The 25197-nt window shown below is 46.3% G+C and carries 22 protein-coding genes; 2 read left to right on the top strand and 20 right to left on the bottom strand.

The features are described 5' to 3' along the window. Position 1: 1 nt before the first annotated feature. From ACJJJB_RS06040 to ACJJJB_RS05970, 15 genes are all read right to left on the bottom strand, one after another. On the bottom strand, positions 2-706 hold the full coding sequence (locus tag ACJJJB_RS06040) for a hypothetical protein (RefSeq protein ID WP_445365895.1): 705 nt from the start codon (positions 704-706) through the stop codon (positions 2-4). Then, positions 703-1437 carry an ABC transporter ATP-binding protein gene (locus ACJJJB_RS06035; protein ID WP_020415025.1) on the bottom strand — a complete coding sequence of 245 codons (735 nt, stop codon included), beginning with the start codon at positions 1435-1437 and terminating at the stop codon, positions 703-705. Before ACJJJB_RS06035 ends, ACJJJB_RS06040 begins: the two co-directional genes overlap by 4 nt. Next, positions 1437-2171 (bottom strand): tetratricopeptide repeat protein, encoded by a 735-nt coding sequence (locus tag ACJJJB_RS06030; RefSeq protein ID WP_282950912.1) that lies wholly within the window; start codon positions 2169-2171, stop codon positions 1437-1439. Before ACJJJB_RS06030 ends, ACJJJB_RS06035 begins: the two co-directional genes overlap by 1 nt. A 22-nt stretch (positions 2172-2193) precedes the next feature. Next, entirely contained in the window at positions 2194-2448 is a 255-nt protein-coding gene (locus ACJJJB_RS06025; protein ID WP_020415023.1) for an acyl carrier protein, read from the bottom strand. Between the two features lie 2 nt (positions 2449-2450). Beyond that, entirely contained in the window at positions 2451-3581 is a 1131-nt protein-coding gene (locus ACJJJB_RS06020; RefSeq protein ID WP_445365894.1) for a hypothetical protein, read from the bottom strand. Next, positions 3578-4492 carry an alpha/beta fold hydrolase gene (locus ACJJJB_RS06015; protein ID WP_445365893.1) on the bottom strand — a complete coding sequence of 305 codons (915 nt, stop codon included), beginning with the start codon at positions 4490-4492 and terminating at the stop codon, positions 3578-3580. Before ACJJJB_RS06015 ends, ACJJJB_RS06020 begins: the two co-directional genes overlap by 4 nt. Then, complete coding sequence (locus ACJJJB_RS06010) at positions 4489-6456, bottom strand: NAD(P)/FAD-dependent oxidoreductase (protein WP_445365892.1); 1968 nt, start codon at positions 6454-6456, stop codon at positions 4489-4491. The genes ACJJJB_RS06015 and ACJJJB_RS06010 overlap by 4 nt, the downstream gene beginning before the upstream one ends. A 5-nt stretch (positions 6457-6461) precedes the next feature. After that, the gene (locus ACJJJB_RS06005) at positions 6462-8309 is read right to left on the bottom strand and encodes an acyl-CoA dehydrogenase family protein (RefSeq protein WP_445365891.1); all 1848 of its coding nucleotides are present in this window, start codon (positions 8307-8309) and stop codon (positions 6462-6464) included. Further along, on the bottom strand, positions 8302-9321 hold the full coding sequence (locus tag ACJJJB_RS06000) for a hypothetical protein (RefSeq protein ID WP_020415018.1): 1020 nt from the start codon (positions 9319-9321) through the stop codon (positions 8302-8304). Before ACJJJB_RS06000 ends, ACJJJB_RS06005 begins: the two co-directional genes overlap by 8 nt. A 2-nt stretch (positions 9322-9323) precedes the next feature. Continuing rightward, positions 9324-9863 carry a hypothetical protein gene (locus ACJJJB_RS05995; RefSeq protein WP_445365890.1) on the bottom strand — a complete coding sequence of 180 codons (540 nt, stop codon included), beginning with the start codon at positions 9861-9863 and terminating at the stop codon, positions 9324-9326. Further along, positions 9860-10684, bottom strand: coding sequence for a hypothetical protein (locus ACJJJB_RS05990; RefSeq protein ID WP_445365889.1), 825 nt, complete (start codon positions 10682-10684; stop codon positions 9860-9862). The genes ACJJJB_RS05995 and ACJJJB_RS05990 overlap by 4 nt, the downstream gene beginning before the upstream one ends. A gap of 8 nt (positions 10685-10692) precedes the next feature. Further along, positions 10693-11733: a hypothetical protein gene (locus ACJJJB_RS05985; RefSeq protein ID WP_020415015.1), complete on the bottom strand. Its 1041-nt coding sequence runs from the start codon at positions 11731-11733 to the stop codon at positions 10693-10695. 3 nt (positions 11734-11736) lie between these two features. Further along, a complete protein-coding gene (locus ACJJJB_RS05980) occupies positions 11737-12885 on the bottom strand; it encodes a type III PLP-dependent enzyme domain-containing protein (protein WP_445365888.1) in 1149 nt (382 codons plus the stop codon). A 128-nt stretch (positions 12886-13013) separates the two neighbouring features. Further along, a complete protein-coding gene (locus tag ACJJJB_RS05975; protein WP_282950924.1) occupies positions 13014-14483 on the bottom strand; it encodes a class I adenylate-forming enzyme family protein in 1470 nt (489 codons plus the stop codon). A 634-nt stretch (positions 14484-15117) separates the two neighbouring features. Then, positions 15118-15354 carry a hypothetical protein gene (locus ACJJJB_RS05970; protein ID WP_157533694.1) on the bottom strand — a complete coding sequence of 79 codons (237 nt, stop codon included), beginning with the start codon at positions 15352-15354 and terminating at the stop codon, positions 15118-15120. 47 nt (positions 15355-15401) lie between these two features. On the opposite strand from ACJJJB_RS05970, the gene ACJJJB_RS05965 reads away from it, so the two are divergent. Then, positions 15402-16907: a DUF1254 domain-containing protein gene (locus tag ACJJJB_RS05965; RefSeq protein WP_020415012.1), complete on the top strand. Its 1506-nt coding sequence runs from the start codon at positions 15402-15404 to the stop codon at positions 16905-16907. On the opposite strand, the gene ACJJJB_RS05960 is transcribed toward ACJJJB_RS05965, so the two are convergent. After that, complete coding sequence (locus ACJJJB_RS05960) at positions 16901-17950, bottom strand: AraC family transcriptional regulator ligand-binding domain-containing protein (RefSeq protein WP_445365887.1); 1050 nt, start codon at positions 17948-17950, stop codon at positions 16901-16903. The two genes, ACJJJB_RS05965 and ACJJJB_RS05960, sit on opposite strands and share 7 nt — an antisense overlap. Before the next feature lie 116 nt (positions 17951-18066). Here ACJJJB_RS05960 and ACJJJB_RS05955 point away from each other — a divergent pair, with 116 nt between their 5' ends. Then, complete coding sequence (locus ACJJJB_RS05955; RefSeq protein ID WP_445365886.1) at positions 18067-19584, top strand: flavin-containing monooxygenase; 1518 nt, start codon at positions 18067-18069, stop codon at positions 19582-19584. A gap of 228 nt (positions 19585-19812) precedes the next feature. Here the strand turns inward: ACJJJB_RS05955 and ACJJJB_RS05950 are convergent, their stop codons facing one another. The 4 genes from ACJJJB_RS05950 to ACJJJB_RS05935 all read right to left on the bottom strand — a co-directional run bounded on the left by ACJJJB_RS05950 (position 19813) and on the right by ACJJJB_RS05935 (position 24944). Next, on the bottom strand, positions 19813-21048 hold the full coding sequence (locus tag ACJJJB_RS05950) for a phytanoyl-CoA dioxygenase family protein (protein ID WP_445365885.1): 1236 nt from the start codon (positions 21046-21048) through the stop codon (positions 19813-19815). Positions 21049-21094: 46 nt separating this feature from the next. Beyond that, the gene (locus tag ACJJJB_RS05945) at positions 21095-21538 is read right to left on the bottom strand and encodes an OsmC family protein (RefSeq protein ID WP_445365884.1); all 444 of its coding nucleotides are present in this window, start codon (positions 21536-21538) and stop codon (positions 21095-21097) included. Beyond that, positions 21538-23553, bottom strand: coding sequence for an alkyl/aryl-sulfatase (locus tag ACJJJB_RS05940; protein ID WP_353375174.1), 2016 nt, complete (start codon positions 23551-23553; stop codon positions 21538-21540). Before ACJJJB_RS05940 ends, ACJJJB_RS05945 begins: the two co-directional genes overlap by 1 nt. A gap of 236 nt (positions 23554-23789) precedes the next feature. After that, positions 23790-24944, bottom strand: coding sequence for an acyl-CoA dehydrogenase family protein (locus ACJJJB_RS05935; protein WP_020415007.1), 1155 nt, complete (start codon positions 24942-24944; stop codon positions 23790-23792). Between the last annotated feature and the right edge of the window lie 253 nt (positions 24945-25197).

Raw genomic sequence — 25197 nt, 5'->3', positions numbered from 1 at the left:
GTTACAACTTCTCCAGCGCCTGGCGAGACTTTTGCGCCCAATTGGTTTCAGAGCCCGCCAGCTTTGCCCAAAGGCTTCGGGCCTTCTCTGCCTGCTTATTACGACTATAGGCCTGCGCCAGGTAGAACTCGACAAATGCCTGGAACTCTTCGCCATATTTCCCACCTATTTGTTGCTGAACCAGTTCTAGATCTTCAACCGCATAGCGGGCTCGACGAAGGAACGCCGGCATATTTGCACAGCTGATGCCGCGCTGTAACCGGGCACCCAAGTCAAAGGGGGCTTGTTTAACAGCTCTATCCATAATGCGATTTCCCCTTCTTGAGAATAAGGAAAGCTTTGCCAGCTGGTCTGTATAAAAACTGGATCGAAACGAGATCGCTGAACCCAGGGCGGCACTTAGTTCTGAATCATTATCCTGTGACTTCAGTAATTGAGTGATCTTCTCTTCCAGCAATTCCACTTGTGCCACTTGTGTATCGGCCGAGGAAGTGAGCAATGCCAGCTCGGCTAAGTAGGCAACTTTTTTTTGTTCCGGGGTGGAATTTTCATTTAATCCAGCTATCAGTAAAGCCCGCTCACTATTCTCAGGGGGAATCTCAGTGGGTTGTATATATTCTTCAGCCCATACTTTTGATAGATGGCTGGCTAAAATAAAAAAGATAACAAAAAATCTCAGAGCATATTGCTGAGCAAATAACTTCATACCTCTACCCCCGACTCATCAAGAACAGTTTCTGAATATTTATTGGCCTGCCTATTTTCAGCAAGACTATCTCCCACTAATTTTCCATCCAGAATAGTAATAACTCTGGAAGCCAGGCTGGTCACATAATTATCGTGTGTGGATATAACGAAGGTGACACCCTGCTCCTTATTCAGTTTCTGTATCAACGCCATAATATTTTCAGAGGTTTTTGAGTCCAGATTTGCAGTAGGCTCGTCAGCCAGCACAATATCGGGCCGTGTAACAATCGCCCGGGCTATGGCTACCCGTTGCATCTGCCCACCAGACAGTTGTGTAGGCCTCTGATTAACCTGCTTTTCTAGACCGACATCTTTCAGTGCCTGTAAAGCCCGCGGCTTTGCATCTTTCACCCCCCTGAGAGTCAGTGGATACATCACATTTTCCAAAGCGGTCAGTACCGGTATCAGGTTAAAGGACTGAAACACGATGCCAATATGCCGGTTGCGGAACCTCGAGCGCTTGTGCTCGCCCAACGCCCCGACATTAACTCCCCCTACCTGAACGGTGCCGGAATCGCACTGATCAAGTGCAGACAAAATATTCAGCAAGGTGCTCTTTCCGCTGCCACTCGGGCCTTTAACAGCTAAAAATTCGCCTTTATCCAGGGAAAGAGTGATTTCTTTGAGCGCATCCACCCAAACATCACCCATCGCATAGCGTTTAGATACATTATTAAGTTCAACCAGCATTAGGCTTTGCCCAGGGTTACAACCATTTGACTTAATTGCTTGCAAGCATCCTGCATTGTCGAGGGACAGTCAGCCAGACTTTCTGCCTTCTGAAAATAGTCAGAGGCTATACTAAACTCGGAACTATCTTCCTGCCCCTTAACCCAATAGGCATTGGCAAGAGCGAGATATACCAGCTGCCTGACCTCAGCAGGTAAAGCCGCAGGGTCTTCATCAATTACCGCATTAAACCAGTCTTCATCTTCAAAGACCCGATCAAAGTGACCGCTGATCTCACCAACAAAAGAGAAAGTCAGTAAACGAACCAAGCGTACATTAAAATCAGAGTTCGCCTGTACTGCGGCCGCATCCACTTGGCTCATCGCATTACGCAGCCGATAGAGCTTGTAGATCCCCATAACGGGATCAAACATAGCCCCGGCCAGCTTCCCGTCATTAGAGAAGTAGGCAGCCTTAACCAGCATATTGTCAGGATCTTTCTGGTAAGCAAGGCTCAATAACTCATCTGCTCGATCTATTTCATTGTGATAGCTGTACAGTTGACCAAGCTGCAGCATCAACTCTGTGTCAGATTGATCCTGTTCAAGCTCCGCCTTAAGGAACTGCAACTGCTCTGTTTCTGATTTACTATAAGCGACCTTTTTAAAATCTATGGGAGCTGCCCCTGAAAACCAGGCAACAATATTTCCGATAAAAAGGCTGCTTATTAGAATTGTTAGCACTTTCTTTAACATGGGCTACCCCCCTATAAGAGATTTACATCTCGACAGAATTCTCAAGTAATTGGTTATCCATTTCTTTAAGAGTGGTGTGTTCATCAAACACCAGATTTTCAGGACTCATAACTCCAGGATAAAGCTGTTCACAAATTAGTATCACTTCAACAATATTGAGTGAATCAACACCAAGCTCAGCGATGGGAGTATCCGCATCGACGGAATCAACATTCAGCATAAGAGCTATCTGCTCACAGAGTTCCTGTACTTTGCTCTCTACGACTGCTGTAGACATACCTAATCTCCAATAACATTACCAACTTTTAAGGGATAGAATCGCAACAAATAATCCAGAGTAAGGGCATATATACATATATGCTGTTCACCGCCGGAATATTTCTGTTGCCGTTTAATAATCTTGGCACTAATCATGGGTGGAATAAAAAACCATACGCGAGAAAGCCACTGGTTACCGTAAAAGAACACCCTTTGAAATGATTCATAGACATTTACTATTGGGGCATCGTCCAAAGAAAATACCGGCGCTACACTGTTTTCCTGATTTGCTGATTCAACAACCCTGATTTCCTTACCAGCTCCAGCAGCTAATGTATTGAGCTGGAACAGAATAAATGGATAGTAAAACTGCTCTGCCAGATAGCAACCTAGGGACTCTTTACTTCCCGAAGCCTCCCAGCTTGACTTGATTAAGCCATTGATCTGATCGGTGTATTCTTGTAGATCAACCCCCTCAACTACGTTGGACTTGTGGGCTCCATTAAAGACATCAGCCCTTTCTTTATTAAGCCCAAAATTTTTCGGCAGACTATCTTTGGATATTTCAAGAACCGAATCTTCATTGTCTTGTAGTTGCTGTGAAATTTCGGCAAAAAATACATGATCGAAAGGAGAAAACAGGTCCGCAGCCACTTTGGGCAGAAGGTTGTAAACTACATCCCCTTTTGCTTGAGGTTTCACCAAAGTCGCATGTAAACCCGGTTGCTCCGGCAAGGTTTCATCCAGCCAAATAAGCTCTTCTGCATTAATCATCACTTCATCGCCAGGAAAAAGCATATGGACATTTTTCAGCAGGCTTTTTCGCCCTGTCGGAAAACCAAAGTATTCCAGTTCGATTAAATAATGAGGATCAACTTTATCGGCACCCACCGCTATAAAAGAAGATAGACATCTTCCTATATATAACTGTTCATTAAAGAGGAAGTGATAAAGGGGCAAACTGAATGATTTGCCAAGCTTAATATGAAAGCTATTGCGATCACTTCGCTGAATCACAGAGTCATGATCTACAAGTGGAATAGCTTCTGACTTTTTGTATTTGGCAGGATATAAATTAAGTAGGGAAAGCTCTGCTCCAACTGCCAGAGTTACGGATTCCACACCCGGAACATCGTAAACCATTTGCTTCACAGGCTTGCCTCCAGCTGACGCTCAACTACCCTATCCAACCAGCTGGAAAGTGGTTTGGCCGATGCCGAAATAGCTGACATATGCGTGGCTTTTGGAATCTCGGTCAGACAAGACTCAACCTGGGGAGATATATACCAGTTCATCACTGTATACAGAATATGAGCGTCGACCACCTCATCATGCTCACCGACTGTGATGTGGCACGGAATATCCAGACTGGCAAACAGATCCGTATATCTTTTGATTGTATAAGCGCTCAGGAGATTAAAGCTACAATCAAGAACTCTACCCTGGTTACCGGCATCCGACCCCACTGGAGGAAAGCTCAGCACAGCCATCCGCCTGAAAACAGGAAAGAGCATTGCCAGCCAATACTTCCACAGATTTATTTTAGGCAAATTTTGTTGCTCAGGACCCGCCATCGGCCGTGCATGTCTTCTCTTGCGGAAGTAACGGATAAAGTACTCAAGGCCTGAGGTAGCAATATCGTACTTCCTGGTTTCCTCTGCCTGGGTTAATGGCGGAGCAATAGCGAAGAAACCCACTATGTCCTGGGTACCATATATCCCAAGGTATCTTAAGCACGCAAGAGAACCTGCACTGTGACCCCCCAAAATAATACGACGTACTCCGCGCTGTTTCAGGTGATTAATTAAATCATGCAGATCGTCTTGTAATTGATCTGGATAGTCCAGGTCACCTGGACGGCCTTCACTTTTGCCATGGCCACGCCAGTCGGGTAGACAAATGGTCATCCCCTGCCTGTGCAACATACGTCCAAACATCAGATACCACTGGCTACTAAAAGTACTACCGTGCATACAAATTAGTGCAGTCTCAGTATCATCCGCTGGTAACCAGCGAAATGCCAGGCTCTTACCATCCCTGGCCTTAAAAAACTCCTGAATCACACCGCCTCCACAACATTAATTTCAGAGACTTCTCGATTCATACCCTGCATTTTCCTCTGGTCTATTACTGAATCCATAATGCTATCAGGCTGGCTACGAGCAAATGCCAGAAATACAGGCACCATACCCGGCATGGCTATATATTCCTGAGTTTGCCCCCAGAGTGCCTTGGCTTTCTTAGAAAGCTTTTCAAGCTCAACTTCAGTGAGATCACCTGAGGGGTCCACAACGTTCACCATATCAGTGTGAAAGGTATCTTCATTAATCTTAGCCTGAACCGGGAACTCGGTTTCTTCGGAGAGCATTTCGGATAATTTGTCTGAGATTTTATTCAGGAGCCAATCTTTGTCCCCAACATTCAGGTTGGGCCTCTCCAAAAGGTCCGGCAATAAAATACTTTGCTGCACAACCATCCTACTGGCAAGCATCGGTAGATCCAATTTAGCTTCGATTACTTTAAGGAACATCTCCACCCAGAGCTTGACCCTTAAATCAATACGCCACCCATCTTTGCCACTGGTACCCATCAAGTAAACAAAATACTTATAATGATCGGCTCCAGATTCGAAAAAGCCCTCATCATTTCGGCGGTAGTAGCGCCCCTCGGACTTGAGTACTTCAGCGGTATCTATCAGCTGCTTTTGCAGTATTAATTCAAGAGCCATATAGCCGCGACGCAGGTAGCTCTTGCGTTGCCAGTATTCCTGGTCAAGGTAATTTCCAGACATATAATCCCAGGCTATTTCCAAGAAATAGGCCGCGGTATTGTAAGCCAGTAGCGGCGAGCACAGTTCGGCGGAGTCAATGACCGGATACACATTAGCCACATGTGCATAAAGTCCCTGGTAAAACTCTTTTACTGTTTGGTTGGCAACCGGTAACTGATGATCCAGTACTTCCTGAGCTTTATCTCTGTCAGATTCACAAAGATCCATAAGAATGTATTTGGAAATATGATCATTGAACAGGGCGATCATATCGCCCCCCCCACTAAATAGCGGGTCCAGGAACATAGAAGCAAAGCCGGAAGTTGCCCAACGATCTGGAAAAATAAATTCGTCCGCACGATAAGCTAGCTGGCCCCAGGCCTCGAAATCCACAAGCTCCGCACCCTCCAACAACTCCGCAATCGCACGATATTCCGCCAGGAAATTCAGGAAGCTATCGCGCTTAGTAGGTGGTTTCTCAAATTTAGCCTTTTCTCCAACGATACCAACACTGGTGTAGCCACCACTCAAAGGGATAAACCATACCCAATAGCCATCCCCCGCAAAGTGATTGGTAGAGAGGAAACGGCCAAACGCCCGTTTTCTCCAAGCCTCATCACCCATGGAATCTATATCCTGGATATTCTTGAAACGCCCCCAAGCAGAGAAGTGTTCAGGCACATTTTCCTGCCGAGTTAGTTTTTTATGCTTTTTGGTGAATCGGTTTCGACCACTACAGTCCACTAACCAATGTGTAGAAATCTCCGAACTGTAATCCCCGGCAGACACCAGCACAGAGTGTCGTTTATCTGCTCGTTCTATATTGAGTGCCTTGGCCTTCACCCCCATGACAACTTCAATACCATCTGCGCGATTCATCTCCACCAGATCTTCTTCCAAGCGGGCCCGATCCAGTTGGAAGGCCGGATGCGGTGGAATGCTGGTAGTCCCATGCTCACTCATTTCTGTGAGCGACAAGCTGTGATCAGGCTTGTCATAAAAGAAACGCAGACCATTTTTAGGTAAGTGATTACGGTATAGGTAGTTCACCAACCCCAGTTGCTTCATAAAATAGTGGCCTGTCATTTCGACAGTGGCTTCACCAACTTTCCCCCGAAACTCCTCGCTGGCCTCTACAACAAGGATTGAGATTTCCTTACTGCCTCGCCTTATCTGGCGCGCAAGGGTCAAGCCGGCCCAACCGCCACCAATAATGACAACGTCGTATTCTTTTTCTAATTGTTCGACTGCTTTCATTACAGTTACTCCACATCACTGAGCAGTGAGGCCCAAACCGGCGAGTCGACCCCACAGAAAGAGTCAGGGTCTTGAATTACCTCCAGCGTAAACCTGCTTCTGGGCAACTCATTGCGAATAAAGAACTTGGCACTAAGTATCTTTGACTCGTAAAAAGCTTTATCTGAATCTTCTTTACTCAATTTGCTGGAGGCTGCACAGGCGGCTTCGAGTAATAACCAGGACAGGGTAATATCCCCCATCATGTGCAGGATACGTGTACTGTACGCTGGGATTTTAAACATCTCTTTGGTCCGGACCCAGACATGAACAGCCTTCAGGGCTGCCTCCAAGTGTTCAAAGGACTGCTTCAGATGATCAAACTCCCCCTTGAATTGTGGGAAGTCTGCCGCCCTGCCAATAAATGCGTCGATTTCAGTCTTATATGCCTGAAAGAGCTTGCTGGAATTGCCCAGGCCGAGCTTGTCTCGAATAAGGTCCTGGCTCTGGATATAGTTGGTGCCCTCCCAGATGGCCAGCACTTTGATATCTCGGGCATACTGCTCAATACCCAAACTTTTCAAGTAACCCTGACCACCACAGGTTTGAATCGCCAGCTCGCAGATTCTCCAGGCCTGATCACTGATATAGGCCTTAACAACTGGAGTAAGTAGATTTACCAGACCCTGATGGTGGGCTATCTCCGCTTTTCTGTCGGCATCACCGGCAAAAGTTTTCAGGAGACTTTCCGAAAGGGTCAACTTGGCAATCAGCGCACGACAGCCTTCCACCTTGGATTTCATCTCCAGCAACATACGCTGAACATCCACATGCTCAACAATATTTACACGGCTGGCTGTTGAGCTGAAACTCTCATGGAACCGCTTGCCTTGAAGACGCTTACTGGCATAGGCCAGCGCATTGTAATAAGCAGAGGAAGCCATCCCCAGTGCATAAACACCGGTACTTATCCTGGCCTGGTTCATCAGGGTGAGAAACTGTAGTAGGCCGACATTCTCTCTGTCGCCTAACAAATAAGCCCGACATTGGCCTTTTTTGCCAAAAGTCAGATGGGTATTGGCGCAGCCTTTAAAACCCATTTTATCAGCCAGGGATATACACTCCACGTGATTGAAAGCTCCCAGGCTGCCATCCTCTTCTACCCAATATTTGGGCACTATAAAGCAAGATAACCCATAGGTACCTGATCCGCTTTTCTCTCCTCTGCCCATTACAAAATAAATGGTATTACCTGTGAGGTCATGCATACCGGCGCTGATCAGATATTTTTCACCACTTAGTAAGTAAGTGCCATCTTCCTGGCGAGTAGCTTTGGTTTCCACCAGGGAAACGTCACTGCCAGCCTGAGGTTCAGTCAAGCAAAGACAGGAAGTCCACTCGGAGGTTGCCAGCTTGTCCTTGAAGAGCGCCTTTTGGATATCACTGCCGTACTTTTCTACCAAAGTGGCGGATGGCAGGCAGAAACCTCCATATGTCATAAAACTGGGGTTGGCGCCCATAAACATTTCCAGGAGCATCTGCATAACGAAAGGCGGCAGACCGGTATCCTGTGCCCCATCCACAGCAGCCATATTCCCCCACTCCTCCTTGAAACGTTTCCACATTTCAGGAAAGGCACTGGGGAGTTGAACCTTGCCATCTACAAGGTGGCAACTTTGTTCATCAGCTTCCTGATAACCTGGCCCTAAGACTTGATAGGAAAACTGCTTTCCACGCAACAAAATATCATCCAATATTTCTGGCGTACAATTTTTATATAGCGGGTGCTCAAACAGGGTTCGGGCTTGGTGAAACTGGTCTTCAATCAGGAATTTGAATTCCCTTAAATCAGCCTTGTAGATATTTCTACCCATGTTTGGCTCCTTGATTCTCTAAAAGGGATCGCCAGCTGCCAGAATTTAGCACCCAGTGAAATATTTGATTGTGCCTTCCCCGATACTTTCTTTTGGGGTAACTCAAGGCTTCACGTACATGTGGAAGGTAATCCTGCCCTAACGTATCTCCGATATGCTGCGCCGTACTAAAATCGGAAAAGGCATCCTCCAAAGACAGCGTCTCGGTATGGACCAATCTGGAAAGCAATCTAGCTCGGTCGATTGCGGGACTCACTACCTTTATACACCCTGCTCTACCACCACCACCGAGTGTTATCAGCCAAAGATTCTCAAGTTTTTTCTCAAGAAAGTACTTTCTAATCTCAGCTAGCGGTTTGATACTCAAATAATGCAGGCCATCCTTTTCAATACTTGGCAGCCAGGTTGACCTTTCTGCGCCAGAGAATCCTTTCAATAATCCTTTGGCCCACTTGGATTCAATATCAAAGGAAACTACCTGACTCGCATCATCGAAATTGACGGACATGATTCGCTTTAGACTCTTTACCAGCTCGTGTGCGCCAGTCAATGACGGGGACTGCGATAAAATGTCACAACTTGAAATCTGACAGATGCTCTGCTCGTGATACTTTCTGGTAATCCAGGTGACTGCTACACCGGTAATTACACTGAGGCCATCTTGTCCTGCTTTCACGCCTATGCCCAGGGAGTCCAGGCATTCCTGCTGACGTTCCTTACCCACCTCCAGGTTGATAATCAACGCATCTGCTTCAGCTCGCCGTGAATAACTAAGGATCGCTGCATGAAAGCTGGTACAAGCACTACCTACGAAAAGAATATTGTGGGCGGACTCTTCCAGCTCCGTAATAAACTGCATTACGCGCTGCTCGAGCAGCACATTCGCCTCCCCGGCAGACACGATATAGATAAGCTCAGGAAGTTCAGCAAAACCATCCAGATACTGATTCAGCGATTGTACTAGCTGCTCCGTCTCCCCTTTATTGTCCAACCACAGGCTTTTGATATACATGTCTACGCGGTCCTGTCCTTGACTGTCGTTTCTACAGCATCAAATCCAACGGCTTTTAATTTGGTTGAAATACCCTCCACTAAATTCCAATGTAAATCGGAAGGGTCCTGCTCGCAGGCAATTCGAATTTGGATTTTATTATTCCCCGCCTCTAATGGATGCCGAGGGAGAGTGTCTTCAATAGCAATATATGGTTTTCCTTCACGTTGAAGGAATGCCTCTTCAGCGCGTACATCCTGTAACATCAAGACCTTCTCATCGAGAAACTCTTTAGGCATACGCCCACCTGCAGGCATTTGTATCCTAAGCAGGTACGTATCAATCCTGGCTTCAAAACTCTTAATACAACCGAGCAACTCGACGATCAAACGATAGTGCTCGGCAAAGTTCAGCATCATCGGGTTACTATTCACCGGAAGAATAGATATCGCTTCGAAATCCTCTTCCCTATGTAAAGGCAAAGTCCTGGCTGCACAGAGCTTAGGTAGATCTGGGTATGGATTACGAACCAGCGTAGCAGTAATTTCTATCAATTTACTCATACTGCCTCCGACAGATAAAAGGTGCTCTGCTGGTCAACACACACCTCTGCCGTACAGTAGTAGCCATTTAATGCAATAGAACAGGCCAGTATTTTTTTTGGCTGATGAAAATCACCATTGACACCGTGACAGATAATATTCAACCAGGGATCACTACCAAAACAGTGACCCCACCTGTCATGTAAATCGGGCAGTTGCTCGAAACCATTGAGCAATTTGGTAAAAATTTGACGAATATTTTCCGGGAAGAATGGCAATGATAATGTGAGGTCGTCCCTACCAGCTGCCATTTTTCGGATAATCGTTGCAAACTCGGGGGTTGTATTATAGGTAACAGCACAGCTTGCAGTGATATCATGTTTTTCAAATGATTCCACTTCCAATAGCAAAGTACAAAGACCAAATCCGCTATTTCCCCAGTTTTCATTACTCTGCCAAAAACTTAAGTCCAGTACATTGGCATCCAGAATACTGACCATGACATAACGGGCATCAGGGTTCTGTTTTAAATAATAACGAAGGCTATAGCCCCACGAGGCGCATTCATAAGTATTCACAAAGCTGGTCACAGGGACATGCTGCTCTTTTCCCACAACATTCAAATCACTCTCCGCAATAGCGCCTGTTGTAAAGGGCAATTCGATCATTGTTGAGCAAAGAAAGTGGCGACCGATCTCTTTCCTTATATCCGGGGAAATTGCTTCAAGTACACGAGTACTCTGCTCAAAGAGAATTTCACTGACGTGAGCAAAAGCACTACGGAGACTTCCGCTCGATGAAAAAGTAATACTTTCGATAGGAGTGAAAGCGGCAGACTTCAAATACAAACTCATACCCGGTGCCCTTTCGCCTTGCTATAGATCTCGAAAAAGCAGCGGTAGGAGCTTCCTTCCATTTTGGTAAATGCCAACAAGTCACGCTGGCGAGCCTTATTTTTTACCTTGCCAGAAGCCACTATATCGAGAAGCAGTTCATTACTGGCAAACTTTGTCGCTAATACCCTGTTTACACTGTGCATTGAAAAGATCGTTGCCGAAGTCTGCTCGTTGCACAGGTAAATGAGGTATTCAATATGTCCCTGATCTGTAACTGAGAGCTCTACCTCTCCCTGATCTTTTAACCACAGCACAAAGTGCATCAAGGACTTTACAAAACGGGGACGAACCAAAGTAAGGAAACGGTTAACACTACCCAACCCCCCCTTACTGAGTAACATATCTTTAGAGACTTGCACACTGCCTTGACAATTACCAAGCTGCAGCCTGCCATCCAGGAAAGGCTTTCCAACAGGTAGCTGTTTTAATTCAGCACAAAGATCAGGGGGCAACATCACCGTGATTGGAAATGGACGCGCAGCCTGTTTCGCTACAACCATGGCAAACCCAAGTTTCTGGGCTTCAATACCATGCATCTTATTAACATTGAGTACCAAGCCCTCGTCACTATCCTTAAGCTCAGTCTTCCAACTTTGCAGGCTGGGCCCGCCGGGGTCCGTCATTAAGAAGTGGCCAAAAATCCCCTCCTCTACCCAATGGTTCACCTGCGCTAATTGCTCATCTGTGGCAGTCAGGCTCATCATAATGGAGCCAAAAAGCCCGATCATTTCATGGAAATGCCCCGAAAGCCCTTCATCCCGCACCCTATCAATAATCTGATCGATTACGTAGGTCTGCTCAAACTGCTCTAAAGGCTGCTTTACTGAGGGCTCCCTAAGCGGAGCCAAGTCAGTCAGCGGGTCTTCAATAATCATCGAGGCATCAAATAAGCGAATACAGGCCCGCTCCAGCAGGCTCTGAAAGGTCGCAGGAACAGGCGAAATCGATGCGAGCTGGTCAGCGACAAAGCCGCCAGCAATGGATTGCAATTCCATGAACTACTCCATCAGGTAGGATTTTGCGGACGGCAGGCTTAGGAAAGGAGCGACGGTATAGCTCGCGTTATAAGCACCACAATGACTAAAAATAGCCAGGTCTCCAGGCTTTACCTCAAGCTCTTTAACCTCACCGATCACATCCTCTTTGTTACAGGATGTGCCGACCAAAAAGCAGCTACCGGCCTCTTCCTCAGGTTTAACTACAGTGCCTTCGCGTAAGACCAGGGGTTGCGAGAATCGCTTGAAAGCACTTTCCGTTTTGGCCAATAGAAAATTCTGGGCCATCCCCCCGTTACAAACACCGTAACGGCGCCCTTCTATCGACTTCACATAGCGCACTTCAGTAACAAAGTAGCCAGCAGACTCCATAATGGCCCGCCCGCTTTCATGGATAATACTGATATGGGAAGGAAATTCTGAAAGAAGACTTCGATATTGGTTAAAATCAAAATTCTCATCCTCCCAGTTCGAATTGAAGCCACCTCCAAGGTTCACAAGCGAGAGCGGGTAGCCTAGAGAATCCTCAAATGTCTCTACAATTTTTAGTGCAGCTTGCGCAGTAGAGTTAGCAAGCTTGGCAAAACTATATGATCCGCGGAAAACATGGAAGCCAGCAACGTCCAGGCCATACTCCTTACAGATTTCAAGGGCTCGAATTGCATCTTCCCAACTCAAACCAAAATGATCTTTCCGGATTCCAACTGGAGGCTCTACAAACTGATCGAGTGTGCTTGGATTCAGGCGCAATATCAGGGGTTTGATCGGCCTCTTGCCCTGAAACTCTCTGATAATTTCCAACTGGAAAAGGTTATCTACTACCAGAGTACACTTACTGGCTATGGCGGCCCGAATAAAGCTTTTGTCCGCTGAAGGGTTATTGATGTAACGGGGACTCTCACCTCTCGGTAGAAGATTCAATTCCCCCACAGAGGCGATCTCGATACCGTCCTCAAAAATATGCCCACAGCGTACAATGAGATCGAGGCAACTGTTTGCCTTCAACGAGTAAATCAGGGATGTACCCAATTGTTCCTTTAGCTTGCGATAATTATTAGCAACATCTTCAATCGAGTATACGTAACAAGGCGTTGAAAATTGTTGTCTATTTTGGTCAAGCTGGGTAACAAGCTTTTCCAAGGAAGCGTTCATGGTATCCCCTAAAGAAATTCAATGTCATTCTTATAATGCGCTTATGTTTCAATCGTATTGATGACTAATAAGTCTCAGCGCTTTTTATTTTTGTATCATTGCAAATAGCCAGAATTAGAAACTCTAACTCAGGCCTGAAACTCTTGCTGCAGTAATTTTCTATCCACTTTACTATTGGCCGTCAACTGAATGCTCTCAGCAAATTTTATTTCCCGAGGTGTGTAATCAACATCCAGATTTTCTTTTAACCACACTTTAAACTGCTGCTGATTTTCCGGCGTATTTTCATGCAGTTCAACAACACAAACGGCAATTTCACTTTGAAATTTATCTTTTGAACCCATCACCACATTGAGGTGTACCTGCGGGCAAGCATCAATAAGGTTTTCCAGGTCTTTAGGGAAAAGGCAGAATCCTGCCTGCTTGATCAGGTCTTTGGAACGTCCCTTGAAATAATAAAACCCTTCATTATCCCTGCTGAACAAATCGCCTGTCGCAAGCCAGTTATCATCTCGATACAGGCCATGCACAATTGTCGCACCGCCCTGGGCATTCGGATCGTAATAAGCCTGCATTACCGCTGAGCCACGTACATACAACTCACCGACTTCGTTTTCTGCTACTTCGCGATAGCTATCTGCGTCACTGTCATATTGAAAAATTCGCGCATCCAGACCGGGAACCGGTTTCCCAACCGACCCCATTTTCTCCTCCCAAAGCTCAGGCTCCAGGTACATGGCCCTTTTACACTCAGTAAGTCCATACATTGAAAAAACGTTGAGTTGCGGGCAGTACTCTTTCCAGGCCCGAATCACATATTCAGATAAGTGACCGCCGGTATTGGTGATACTTTTCAGCAGTGAAAGATCCGGCTTCACCAGAGAAACCAGCTTTACTAATGCTGCCCCCATGGCAGGAACGATCGGTAATATCGTGATTTTATTCTCAGAAAGTGCCTTTAACGCATGAACTGGATTAAAGGGCTTATCATAGAGGACCGTCGTGCACTCTTTGTAGAGGGCAAATAGCACCTGGTATAGACCGTAGTCAAAAGATAGAGGTGAGAGACAGAGAATCCTGTCCTGCTCAGTTAAGCGCAGGTACTCTGTGATTGACTCCAGTGAGGTCAGCACATTCTGGTGGGTGAGCATTATTCCTTTGGGCCTGCCCGTGCTACCAGATGTATAAATAATCAGTGCCAAATCAACCCCGGTTACCTCTGGGGGCGCACAAAACTCGAAACGTCTCTGCTCTGAGCGATAAGTCTCTAGGGAAACAACATCACCATCTTTGAAAATTACCTTCGCATTACAGTCTGAAGCTACAGATTGCACCGCAGCTTCGCTCGCATCACCTTTAACTGGCACTACGGCCAGTCCAAGTCGCCAAGCGGCCAGCATAACGGCTACAGTAAAAATATCGCTGTGTGCCCTGACAACAATCCTATCCCCGTTGATGAGACCTAGACTCTCCTGTTTCAACAGGGCCAGGGCCTCCTCACAATGTGAGAGGGTCAATTTTTCGCCGGTCAGGCTTTCCAAGCTTCCATGCCAAGAGTTAGCGACAACCTTATCGAACAGGTCGGCAAGCGAGAACATTCTTAGTCCAATTAATTATTCTAAATTTTTTAACTACGGTTTCCCCAGTTGCTCTTCAAAAACTTTCGGGGTCACCTACATGGGACGATCATTTTATAAAGTTAGCTCTCCATAATGACAAGTACTATCTTGAAATCCTGTGATGAAGTTTTTATTCAGCTACTTGAAATTAAGAAAAGTCAAAAATTGTTAGACATTTTTTGTTTTGTCTATCCGCGACAAACAGACAAAACGAACTCTAAGAATAAAGTTCCCAACCATTAACATGAGCTGAAATTAAATCTTTTTCGTCCACAAAAAATGACAACAAATCTTCCAGTAAGAAAAAAATCCGAATATTCATGCAATTATTTCAATTAAAAAATGGCTGCCCACTCTACCTTTAGCAAGCCGATTAACTGCTCACGATTGACAAAAAAAACATATATTAATGACATTTTCATTCAAAAAATTTTTCTTTCCTGAACAACCTTTAATCCATTTTTAATCAGGAAGTGATCAACCATTATAAAGACCACTTAACATATTCGCTCAAAGCTCTTGATGAAATTAATATTATGAGAGTGTTATTCCCAGGTTTTTACAACTTGTCCCTGCATGAATTTCTACGTAATACGCCATCTGTCAAAACATGTTATAAATTTGCGCCACTTCTGAAACTGACAAAGAGTCCATCAGCAGAAGCGACTAATATGTAGTTGCCAAATTCTCTTTTATACGCGCCAGTAAATGACACCTTTTTACTTCTAAAGGCTTCCCTGCGCGGAAAATAACTTACAGCTGAAGCATTGGAAGCTATTGCCTTTCCTGTCATTAATCTACTCAAAGGCAACCTCACCAATGGAGGAACAGAATTTGAACCACCGGTCATGGCTGCCTCTCCAGCAAGTACGTCCTTGCATCCACGGAGGGTTTTTGATGGCCCTCTTTTTATTTACCTTTTACTTACCCGCTACATTTGCTAGCACAGACGTCGGCCCGGAAACCATAGAGTCCATCAGCACCCCGGATAAAGTCGAGAGTAGTATCGGTTTATTAAAGTTTCGCGACGGCGCGCCTTACCCTGAGACAGCTGAAAAGCTATATGACTATCTGGACCATATGCGCGCGGTAGATAGCTTCCTGAAAGGTATTCAGGGAGCATCAGTACATGCACTCATGAAAGGTGGGTACGAACTCGGCGCCAAGTCGGCCCATGAAGTGCTGATCTTCGATCGACTAATGAATTCCGAATCCCTGTTCCTTACCGGCAATACATCCACCATCTACACCCTGGCCTTCCTGGACCTGAAGAGAGATGGCCCTACAGTTCTACACGCACCACCGAATGTGATGGGCGCATTCAATGATGCCTGGTTTCGCTATGCGGAAGACATAGGTAACTCCGGCCCCGATAAGGGTCGGGGAGGAAAATATCTAGTCCTGCCACCCGACTATAAAGGCAATCTTCCCTTCGGTTACTTCCCTGTATATCCTCGCTCTTACCGGGTATGGGTCTTTATGCGCTCTCCCAGCAACCAGGACTTGGATGAAGCTGTACAGAGCGTTAAAGACAAACTGAGGATCTACCCCCTCTCCAAGAAGAATCACCCTCCGCGCATGGTGTTTATTAGCGCCTCTGGCAAGGCCTTCAACACCATCCACCCCAACAACTACAAGTTCTACAAGCACTTAAATGAGATCATCCAATACGAATGGATAGGAATGCTAAATCCGGAAACTCGCGGCTTGTTTGCCTCTATCGGCATTGAGAAAGGTAAGGCTTTTAGCCCCGATGAACGCATGATCAAGATACTGACCGATGCAGTTGGCATCGGTAATGGCATCGCCCGATCTATTGTCTGGTACCCACGCACAGACAAATCATTATCCGATGTCAAAATCTATCCGGGCACCGACAGCGCCTGGGTGATGGCCTTCCCGGGTAAAAATATTTTCTTCAATGGGCCCGATGGTAAAACGATTAACAGTGATGCCCGTGTTAGCTACTTCTACCCTTACACCGGTGTCAGCCCAGCGATGACAGCCATCGAGCCAGGTAAAGGTTCTGACTATGCCATTGCCTTTGTCGACGAAAACAAAGAGCCCTTTGATGGCGCCAGGAAATACAAACTGCACCTGCCACCCGATGTACCTGTCAATGCATTTTGGGCGGTTAACATTTATGACAGCCAAACCCGCTCCCAGCTAAAGACAAGCCAGGAGTTTCCCTCGGTAAGCAGCCAGAGCAAAGGTATCAAGAAAAACACTGATGGTTCTTACGATATTTTTTTCGGTCCCGTAGCGCCGAAAGGATTTGAAAACAACTGGCTGGAGACAGTGCCGGGTAAAGGCTTCTTTGTTATTTTGCGCCTATATGGCCCATTAGGCCCCTGGCTGGAAAAGACTTGGCGCCCCGGAGAGGTTGAGCTAACAGACTACTGATCTGCAGTAGCCAAACCTTTACGCTCTAAAGCTTGCGCACGAGTAAGGCGACGCCGATGGTTGCGTGGCGTATCGGAAAACCAACGCCTACAGGAGCGCTGGAAAGTACTCTGCTCGGCATATCCTAATAAACCCGTTATCTGCCCCAATGCAAGACTGGCATCTGAGAGATACTCTGCCGCCAGCTCCCTACGCACCAGATCCAGTAAGCTATCAAAACGCAGACTTTCATCTGCCAAGCGCCTTTGTAGAGTGCGGGGGTGCAAGCTCAGGTGATCAGCAACCACCGCCACCTGATATTTTCCCGTTGGCAACAACTGCCGTAATAGTTCCCGCACTCTGGTACCCAGAGACGCTGCTGATGAGGAAAATTGCTGCTCCAGATAGCAGGTAGCCAAACGCTTGGTCACGGGATCGGCAGAGGGCAATTGACTATCCAACTGGTCAGAGGGAAACTCCATAGCACAGTAGCCCGACTGGAATTCCACTAGACAGGAAAAGTACTCGTGATAACGTTGCCTGTTGGAGATCGGACTGTGCGGCAACAAAACCCGTTGTGGTGCAGCATCCGCCCCCATCAGCATACGTAACATTGCCAATGCATTACCCAATGTCTGCTCATGGATTTGGGTAAATCGTGACAAAGCTGGGTCAAGTAAGTTAAATACCAAGCGCTCACAATGCCCGTCGCCTACAGGCTCCAGACGCAATTGGGTTGCCGGGCTATGCAGAGGCATAAATCTACCTACCGCCTCCACCGCCTCCCTTGGCGTTGTAGAGTTGCAGGCAATCACAGCGATTCCCCCCAGCCTGTCTACTCCCTGATGAAAGGCAAGGCGCAGCGCAAAGTCCTCACACTGTAATCGCTGTGCGGAGACTTCCAACAAACTCGCAACATCGGCATGGGACAAGAGACGAGTGTCGGACACCACAATATCCTGCGGTATATTGAATTCAGTGAGATAGCTAGCGGTATTACCACCCAAAGCCTCCACTAATTCGCCATATCCCGTGAGCACACTGGCTCGTATTACGCTTCCCACTGCCCCTCCAAAACGCCTCTGGCGCCTCAAGATAATTTTTTGTCGCAATGTAGCAATAAATCAGCATTGGTTCTACGCAGTCTATAAACACCTACCAATCAGCCAGGTAATTGATTTTGGAACTGCTTCATTTTGACGTACTAATTATCGGTGCTGGCCTCTCCGGTATTGGCGCAGCCTGCCACCTCAGTCGCGAGTGCCCTACAAAACGTTTTGCCATTCTGGACCGCCGCGAACAAGTCGGTGGAACCTGGGATTTATTTCGCTATCCAGGAATTCGCTCCGATTCAGATATGTTCAGTTTTGGTTTTGATTTTCACCCCTGGCCTGGCCTCAAAGTGCTGGCCGATGGCCCCTCTATCCAACAATACATCAGCGATACTGCCGAAGAATATTCCATTAAGGAGCATATTCATTTCGGCATTGAACTTTCCAAAGCCAATTGGGATAGCGAAAAAAAAATCTGGGTTATCGACGGAATTAACTTAAAAACCGGTGAACGGTGCAGCTATAGCTGTCGTTTCCTGATTTCCTGTACAGGGTATTATGATCATCATCAGGGATACCTGCCTGAGCTTCCTGGAGCAGAACATTTTCAGGGTGACTATATCCATCCGCAACATTGGCCGGAAAAACTGGACTACTGTAATAAAACGATCATTGTCATCGGCAGTGGAGCAACAGCGGTTACTCTAGTTCCCGCACTTGCGGAAAAAGCCAAGCATGTAACCATGCTGCAGCGCTCTCCCAGCTACATATTATCCGTACCAGCCTTTGACAAAGTATCATCCCTACTACTGAAATTCCTACCAAAGGCCTGGGTGTTTAGAATGGCTCGCTGGCGGAATATCAGAGTGCAACGCTGGCTATTTAAGGCTTCAAAACGCTGGCCAAAATTTGTGCACAAATTGCTCTTGCGTGGTATTCGCAAGAGATTACCAACTGGCTATGATATGCGCCATTTCACTCCAAGCTACAATCCCTGGGATCAGAGGCTCTGTGCGGTACCAAATGATGACTTGTTTAAGGTAATTAAATCCGGCAAGGTTTCCATGGAAACAGAGGAAATCGAAATGCTCACCGAAAATGGCATACAGCTTAAATCAGGCCGTCACCTCAACGCTGATATCATTGTCACTGCTACCGGCTTAAACTTACAAGTATTAGGTGGAGTGGAATTATACCTGGATGATGATCTTGTAGAGGCCAGAAAAAAATTAACTTATAAAGCGGTTCTGATGGAGGGTGTACCCAATATGTCCTGGATCTTCGGCTATACTAACGCACCCTGGACTTTAAAAGCAGATATTGCCGCTCGCTATATTTGCCGACTCCTAGCCTACATGGATAAACATGAATATGATTTTTGTTGCGCAACCGACATGGAGAACTGCGCTGAGGATGTTTCGGTAATGAGTGAGCTGGATTCCGGCTATGTTAAAAGAGGAAACAGCGCCCTTCCTCGTCAAGGTAAAAAATATCCTTGGCGCCTATTGAATAACTATGAAGAAGATATAAAGATTTTACTGAATAACCCGATTGAAGATGGCATTCTACGATTTTTAGCCAAGAAGACCCAAAAACCAAATAAAAATAGACCTCCAGAGGACCTACACTCAACAAAAAAAATCTAGAAAATAGTACATTCTAGACCTTTCAACACCAACCTCTATCAGTCTTCACTCAGATAAAAAGTACAACAAATTAGAAAGAGATTAGCCGGGAAAGTAGATTCATCTGCGCACCAAGTAAAACCCTGTGATGAGACCATACCGGATTTCAACTCCCCACAATACAGTAAAATTTAAACTCCTAAAAACTCTCCCATTTAAACACTAGTGCCCTAGCCTAAAAATCATAATTTAATCTTTCATAATCTTGTTATAGCCATAACTATCCCTCCCATAAACTTGAAAATTAGAAACTTCCGGCAAGTCGTACTCTATCAACCCCTCTGCGGTTGAATAGAAGTCCTTTCCGGAAGGAGCAACCCTTACATGATTAGCAGTACATCGCCCAACGAAGGAAAATCGATCCTCTTTACTGCTCATATTAGGATAAGAGGCGTGCATATTTAAAGAAGAAAAAATCAAACACTCCCCTGCCTTCATTTCCATATCTACCACATCAAATCGATCAAAGTAATCCTCACCAAGTAATTCAACCGCAGTCAAAAAAACAAACATTCCTTTATCAAAAACCTGCCCATAAAGTACTATTTTTAAAAGGACATAAAAATGTGAAAAAGCATGTGGAATCAGAGCCATGTAAAAAAGCTTATTATCCAACACATAACTATATAAGTAATCCATTCTTGCATCGACAAAAGATCCCGGCAACAGCCTCAAGCAGCCATTCTCCTGATTAGTATCAGTGAGTGCAACCCAGGCGTTTAATTGTATAATTGCAGGATCTGTCTCTTTAGTGGGCTGCAACTTAGCATATTTTCCAGTCTCCCTGAATGTAGCATTTTGATGCCAAATAGTACCCCGCCCACCTCTCAACTTATCAAAAAATTGTGAGCGCCAGCAGATAACCTCCTTACCTAATAAGCTAGCCATACGTTGAGAAATCTGAGGCTTTCGCATCAAATTGCGAAATGACTTCATTCGAAGTGCCTGATACAACCCAGCACTTTCAATACTCCACTGACCTTGTTTTTTCTCAATTTCCGGGATTAGCTTTCCAAGAAAGCTGAACCCGTCAAAATCATTTTTAAAACTGGACATCGCCTCCCCCTTAAGTTCTTCAGCCTCATCTGAAGAAATCACACGAAAAGGTGGGAGGTATCCATTTTTCTCAAAGAAACTCAGATCACTCTCATTTAGAAAGTACTCGCCTGGACCTTTCTCATTAGACTTATTCGAGATATTATCTCTGGAAATATTCAATTTTAAGTTCTTCAAATTATCCAAATCTACAAACAAGTCATTCTTCTTTTTTCTTCTCCAGGGCATCACAAATATCTTATAAATCACCACAACCATCACTGCCAACCACACATAAATAGATTGCCTCCAATCAATCGAGTAGGATGCAGCAATATCATCCAAACTTCCAAAACCTTTTAGCATTTCTGATAAAGTGCTTTTACTCACATTACCTCCTCAATGCATTGCATCTCCCAACTTCATCTTCAGATCTTTATGAACTAATCCGGGTGTGAATTGTGATAGATGATGTCAAAGTCCGATGTACCGGGCAGCGATTAGCAATCTTCAGCAGGCGCTGCCTCTGTTCACCGGTCAGTTCCCCCTCCAGGGTAATATCCCGCACAATTTCATCAATTTTTTTCGAACTTTTTTCACAGTCCTTCCCGTCCTCTAGGTGGACCTTACGATGGGAGAGGATGACCTGTATTCGCTCCAACGGAATATTTTTCATATTTGCATACATACGCACGGTGATATTGGTACATGCTCCTAGCCCCATGAGTAAATATTCGTAAGGGCCTGGTCCACGATTTTGCCCGCCTAAATCCTCCGGCTCATCAGCAATTAACCGATGGGGACCCGAGTGCAGTATCTGCGTATATTTATCCGCACCAGCCTCTTCTACGGTAACAACAGTTGGCAATGGACCACTCATCAGAAGTCTCCTGAAGACATTTTTTCCATAGGCTCTGGGGTTACCAGGTTCCACCAGAAGTCAAATCGATCCATAAGGGAGAGAAGAGTTTTCAACTGGCCAACATCCCCAACTATTTTTATCGAACCATCCTCCATCTTCTCCTGAATTGTGGCGGTACCAAGGATAATATCATTCAAGTCTTCACGCTTTATTGTGACACTGGAATGAGGGTCATTAACTGGAGGGCCATAGTTCAACACTGCATTTTCCAGCACCAGTGAGTAGCGTTCTTTTATATCTGGAAGATTAATATTGATCGATATTTTTTTGCCTGTCGCTCTTGGCCCATTCAAGCGAATCCCCAGATAATCAAAAATCAGCTCGGTGGGCATACTACGAATAGTATCTGCGCTGGCAGTTAGCGGCACCGGTAGGCGCTCGATGCCATCCCGCAGCTCTTTAGCGCCGCTGAGGAAGAAGTTTCTCCAGGTTCCGTTTTCCTGTTGGTAACCCATTTGCTCCAGGGCATCGGCCAGTAAATCTCTTGCAGCACGATTGTTCGGCTCGGCTGAGACCAGTCTATCCAGCACTTCCGCCACCCAGCGGTACTCGCCAGCATCATAATCTCTCTTGGCTTGCTTGATGATATTGGCCGCTCCTCCCATATATTGCACATACTTCTTGCCGGCAGCAGTGGGAGGCATTGGATAAAGACGCGCGGGGTTGCCGTCAAAAAAACCGAGGTAATAATTCCACACTGCGCGAGTATCGTGATTAACACTACCGTAGTAACCTCGGTTGGCCCAATACTGAGACAACTCTGGGGGAAGCTCCATCATCTCAGCAGTCTGCACCATGTTATAGCCATGGTTGGCCAAGCGTAGGGTCTGGTCATTCAGGTATTTATAAAGATCTCGCTGTTTCTTTAGGTGATTAACAACATTTTCCTGCCCCCAGGTCGGCCAGTGATGCGGTGCAAACAATACTTCTGCCTTGTCTCCCCAGCGCTGAATGGTCTCATTTAAATAACGCGACCAATCCCTTGCATTGCGCACCTTGGCCCCGCGAAGCGTGTAAAGATTATGCAAGGTATGGGTAGCATTTTCGGCAGCGGTTACTGCCTTTAGCTCGGGAATATAGAAATGCATTTCAGCCGGTGCTTCAGAACCCGGTGCCATCAAAAATTCAAAAGTCAGACCATCAATGGTTCGAGTCTCTCCTGTTTTTGTAATAGTGTCGGTGGGTTCAATTAAAGTGACGGTACCCGTAGAGGTTTCCAGGCCTAATCCAGCCCCCAACGTACCTTTAGGGTCTTTTGGGATCAAATTACCGTACATAAAACTGGCGCGACGCGCCATATGGTTACCGGCAAAGACATTTTCACTGACCGCTTCAATCAGGAAGTCTTTTGGAGCAAAGATTTTAACTTTTCCAGATTTTACCTCTTCCTCATTTACCACCCCACGTACGCCACCGTAATGATCCACATGACTGTGGGTATAAATCACCGCGACCACTGGCTTGTTACCTCGATGCTGCCGGTACAATTTCAAGGCTGCTTTCGCAGTTTCTTCCGAGATCAGGGGATCCATTACGATCACCCCAGTCTCTCCCTCAATAAACGTAATATTTGAGAGGTCGGCGCTACGCACCTGGTAGATTCGCGGAGTTACCTCATAAAGCCCACCCTCGGAGATCAACTGTAATTGTCGCCATAAACTTGGGTTGGCACTGTCTGGTGCAGGTTTATCCCGTGCAAATTGAAAGGCTTCAAGATTCCAGACAGGCTGTCCTTTTTCGGTCTTAATTACGCCATTATCAGGTAATGGCGCGATAAAACCGCGTTTTACATTTTCAAAATCCTGCCGATTATCAAATGGCAACTCTTTTAAAACTGTCTGATTGGCCTTTTGGGTGACAGCACTCGCCGGATTAGGTGGATCGGCATAAGTGAAAACAGAAAACTGAAGAGATATAATAAATGCCAGGCGAGCTAAAAAAGTCGCGGAGATTCCCTGGTCAGCAAGCATCATTCTCACCCGCTATCGGATACTCTTAATGGCCGCAAGTACTGTTTAGCGGACAAGCTCTGAAAAATATTTTCCCGGAAAACAGGAAAAGAATTTCCCAGTAGAGAATAGGTAGGATCTGTCAGTAAGGATGGGATATTCGGTAGCGAAGGGAAGATTGCTGACAATTTTAAGCATGGAGCCCACTGGCCGACTCCTCCATTTGGGTAGAGCCAGCCTCTGGGTCTTATATCACTAAATCAACGCACATCAAGCAGGTGACGCGCAATGATCAGGCGCTGGATCTCACTGGTGCCCTCATAAATGGTGGTGATACGCACATCGCGGCTCATGCGCTCCAATGGGTACTCGCGGGTATATCCGACCCCACCATGGATCTGCAGGGCTAAGTAACAAGCTTCATTGGCTTTTTCACTGGCAAACAGTTTGCCCATGGACGCCGCCGGGCCAAAAGCCATGCCCGCATCTTTCTGCCAAGCTGCCTGTAACAGCAACAGGCGCGCACCTTCGAGCTCAGTGTACTTATCTGCCAGCTGCCACTGTAATCCCTGGAACTGCGCCAGTTTTTTACCAAACTGCTCGCGCTCGTGCATATAAGCGCGGGCGCAATCCATCGCCTCCAACCCAATTCCCAGTGCCAGGGAACCGATACCGATACGACCACCAGCAAGTTCACCCGCGGCGATTCGGAAGCCGCGGTTTTCCTCACCCAGCATGTTACTTGCGGGAATGCGGCAATTATCAAAGGAAACTTCATTGGTGACAGAAGCTTTCTGCCCCATCTTCTCTTCAGCCTTGCCGATAATCAGCCCCGGTGTGCCCGCTTCAACCAGGAAGCAGGAAATCCCTTTACCTTTCGCGGCATCAGGGTCGGTAACCGCCCACACAACAAAAATGCCAGCAAATTCAGCACTACTGATAAATAATTTGCTGCCATTCAGCACATACTCATCGCCGTCTTTTACTGCACGGGTACGCATAGCTGCAGCATCAGAACCTGAGCCGGGCTCAGTCAGGCAGAAAGAACCCGCAGCGTATTCCCCGCTACAGATTTTTGGCAGGTACTTCTGGCGCTGGTCCTCATTGCCTACAGCCTGGATAACTTCAGCCACCATATTGGTAACCGAGGTGGTAGTTGCAGTGGATGCACAGCCTCGTGCCAGTTCGGTAATCGCCAAACTAAAAGCCACCGTGCCTGCACCTGTACCACCGTAATTGGGATCGATATTGATACCCATAAAACCCAGTTCGGCCAATTCCTTGAGCTTCTCCAGTATCAGAGGGCGGTTACCTGTATTGTCGAGTTCCGCAGCTATAGGCTTCAATTCGCTCTCGGCAAACTGACGTGCTGCGTCCTGGATCATCTGCTGCTCTTCGCTCAGTGAGAAATCCATACATTACCTACTTTATCGTTATCGCATTCTGATTCGGCGGCGGGGACACCGCGCACAAGTTATGTCGAGGATAATAAAATACCGACCGACAATGGTTGCCAATTCACCCTATTCCACCATGAATTCCGCAATCAATAGCAAAGATAGCGGTGGGGAAAAGCAATTGGGTTTTACCTCAACACGGAGCACATGCCGGGTACGGAGTTTTTTGGCGAGTCATTTTCCCGAGCTCTGGCAACCTTACCTGATGATT

The sequence above is a fragment of the Microbulbifer variabilis genome, from assembly GCF_052468405.1.
The sequence above is the reverse complement of the archived record's forward strand: the minus strand, read 5'-3'. Positions and strand labels throughout refer to the sequence as shown.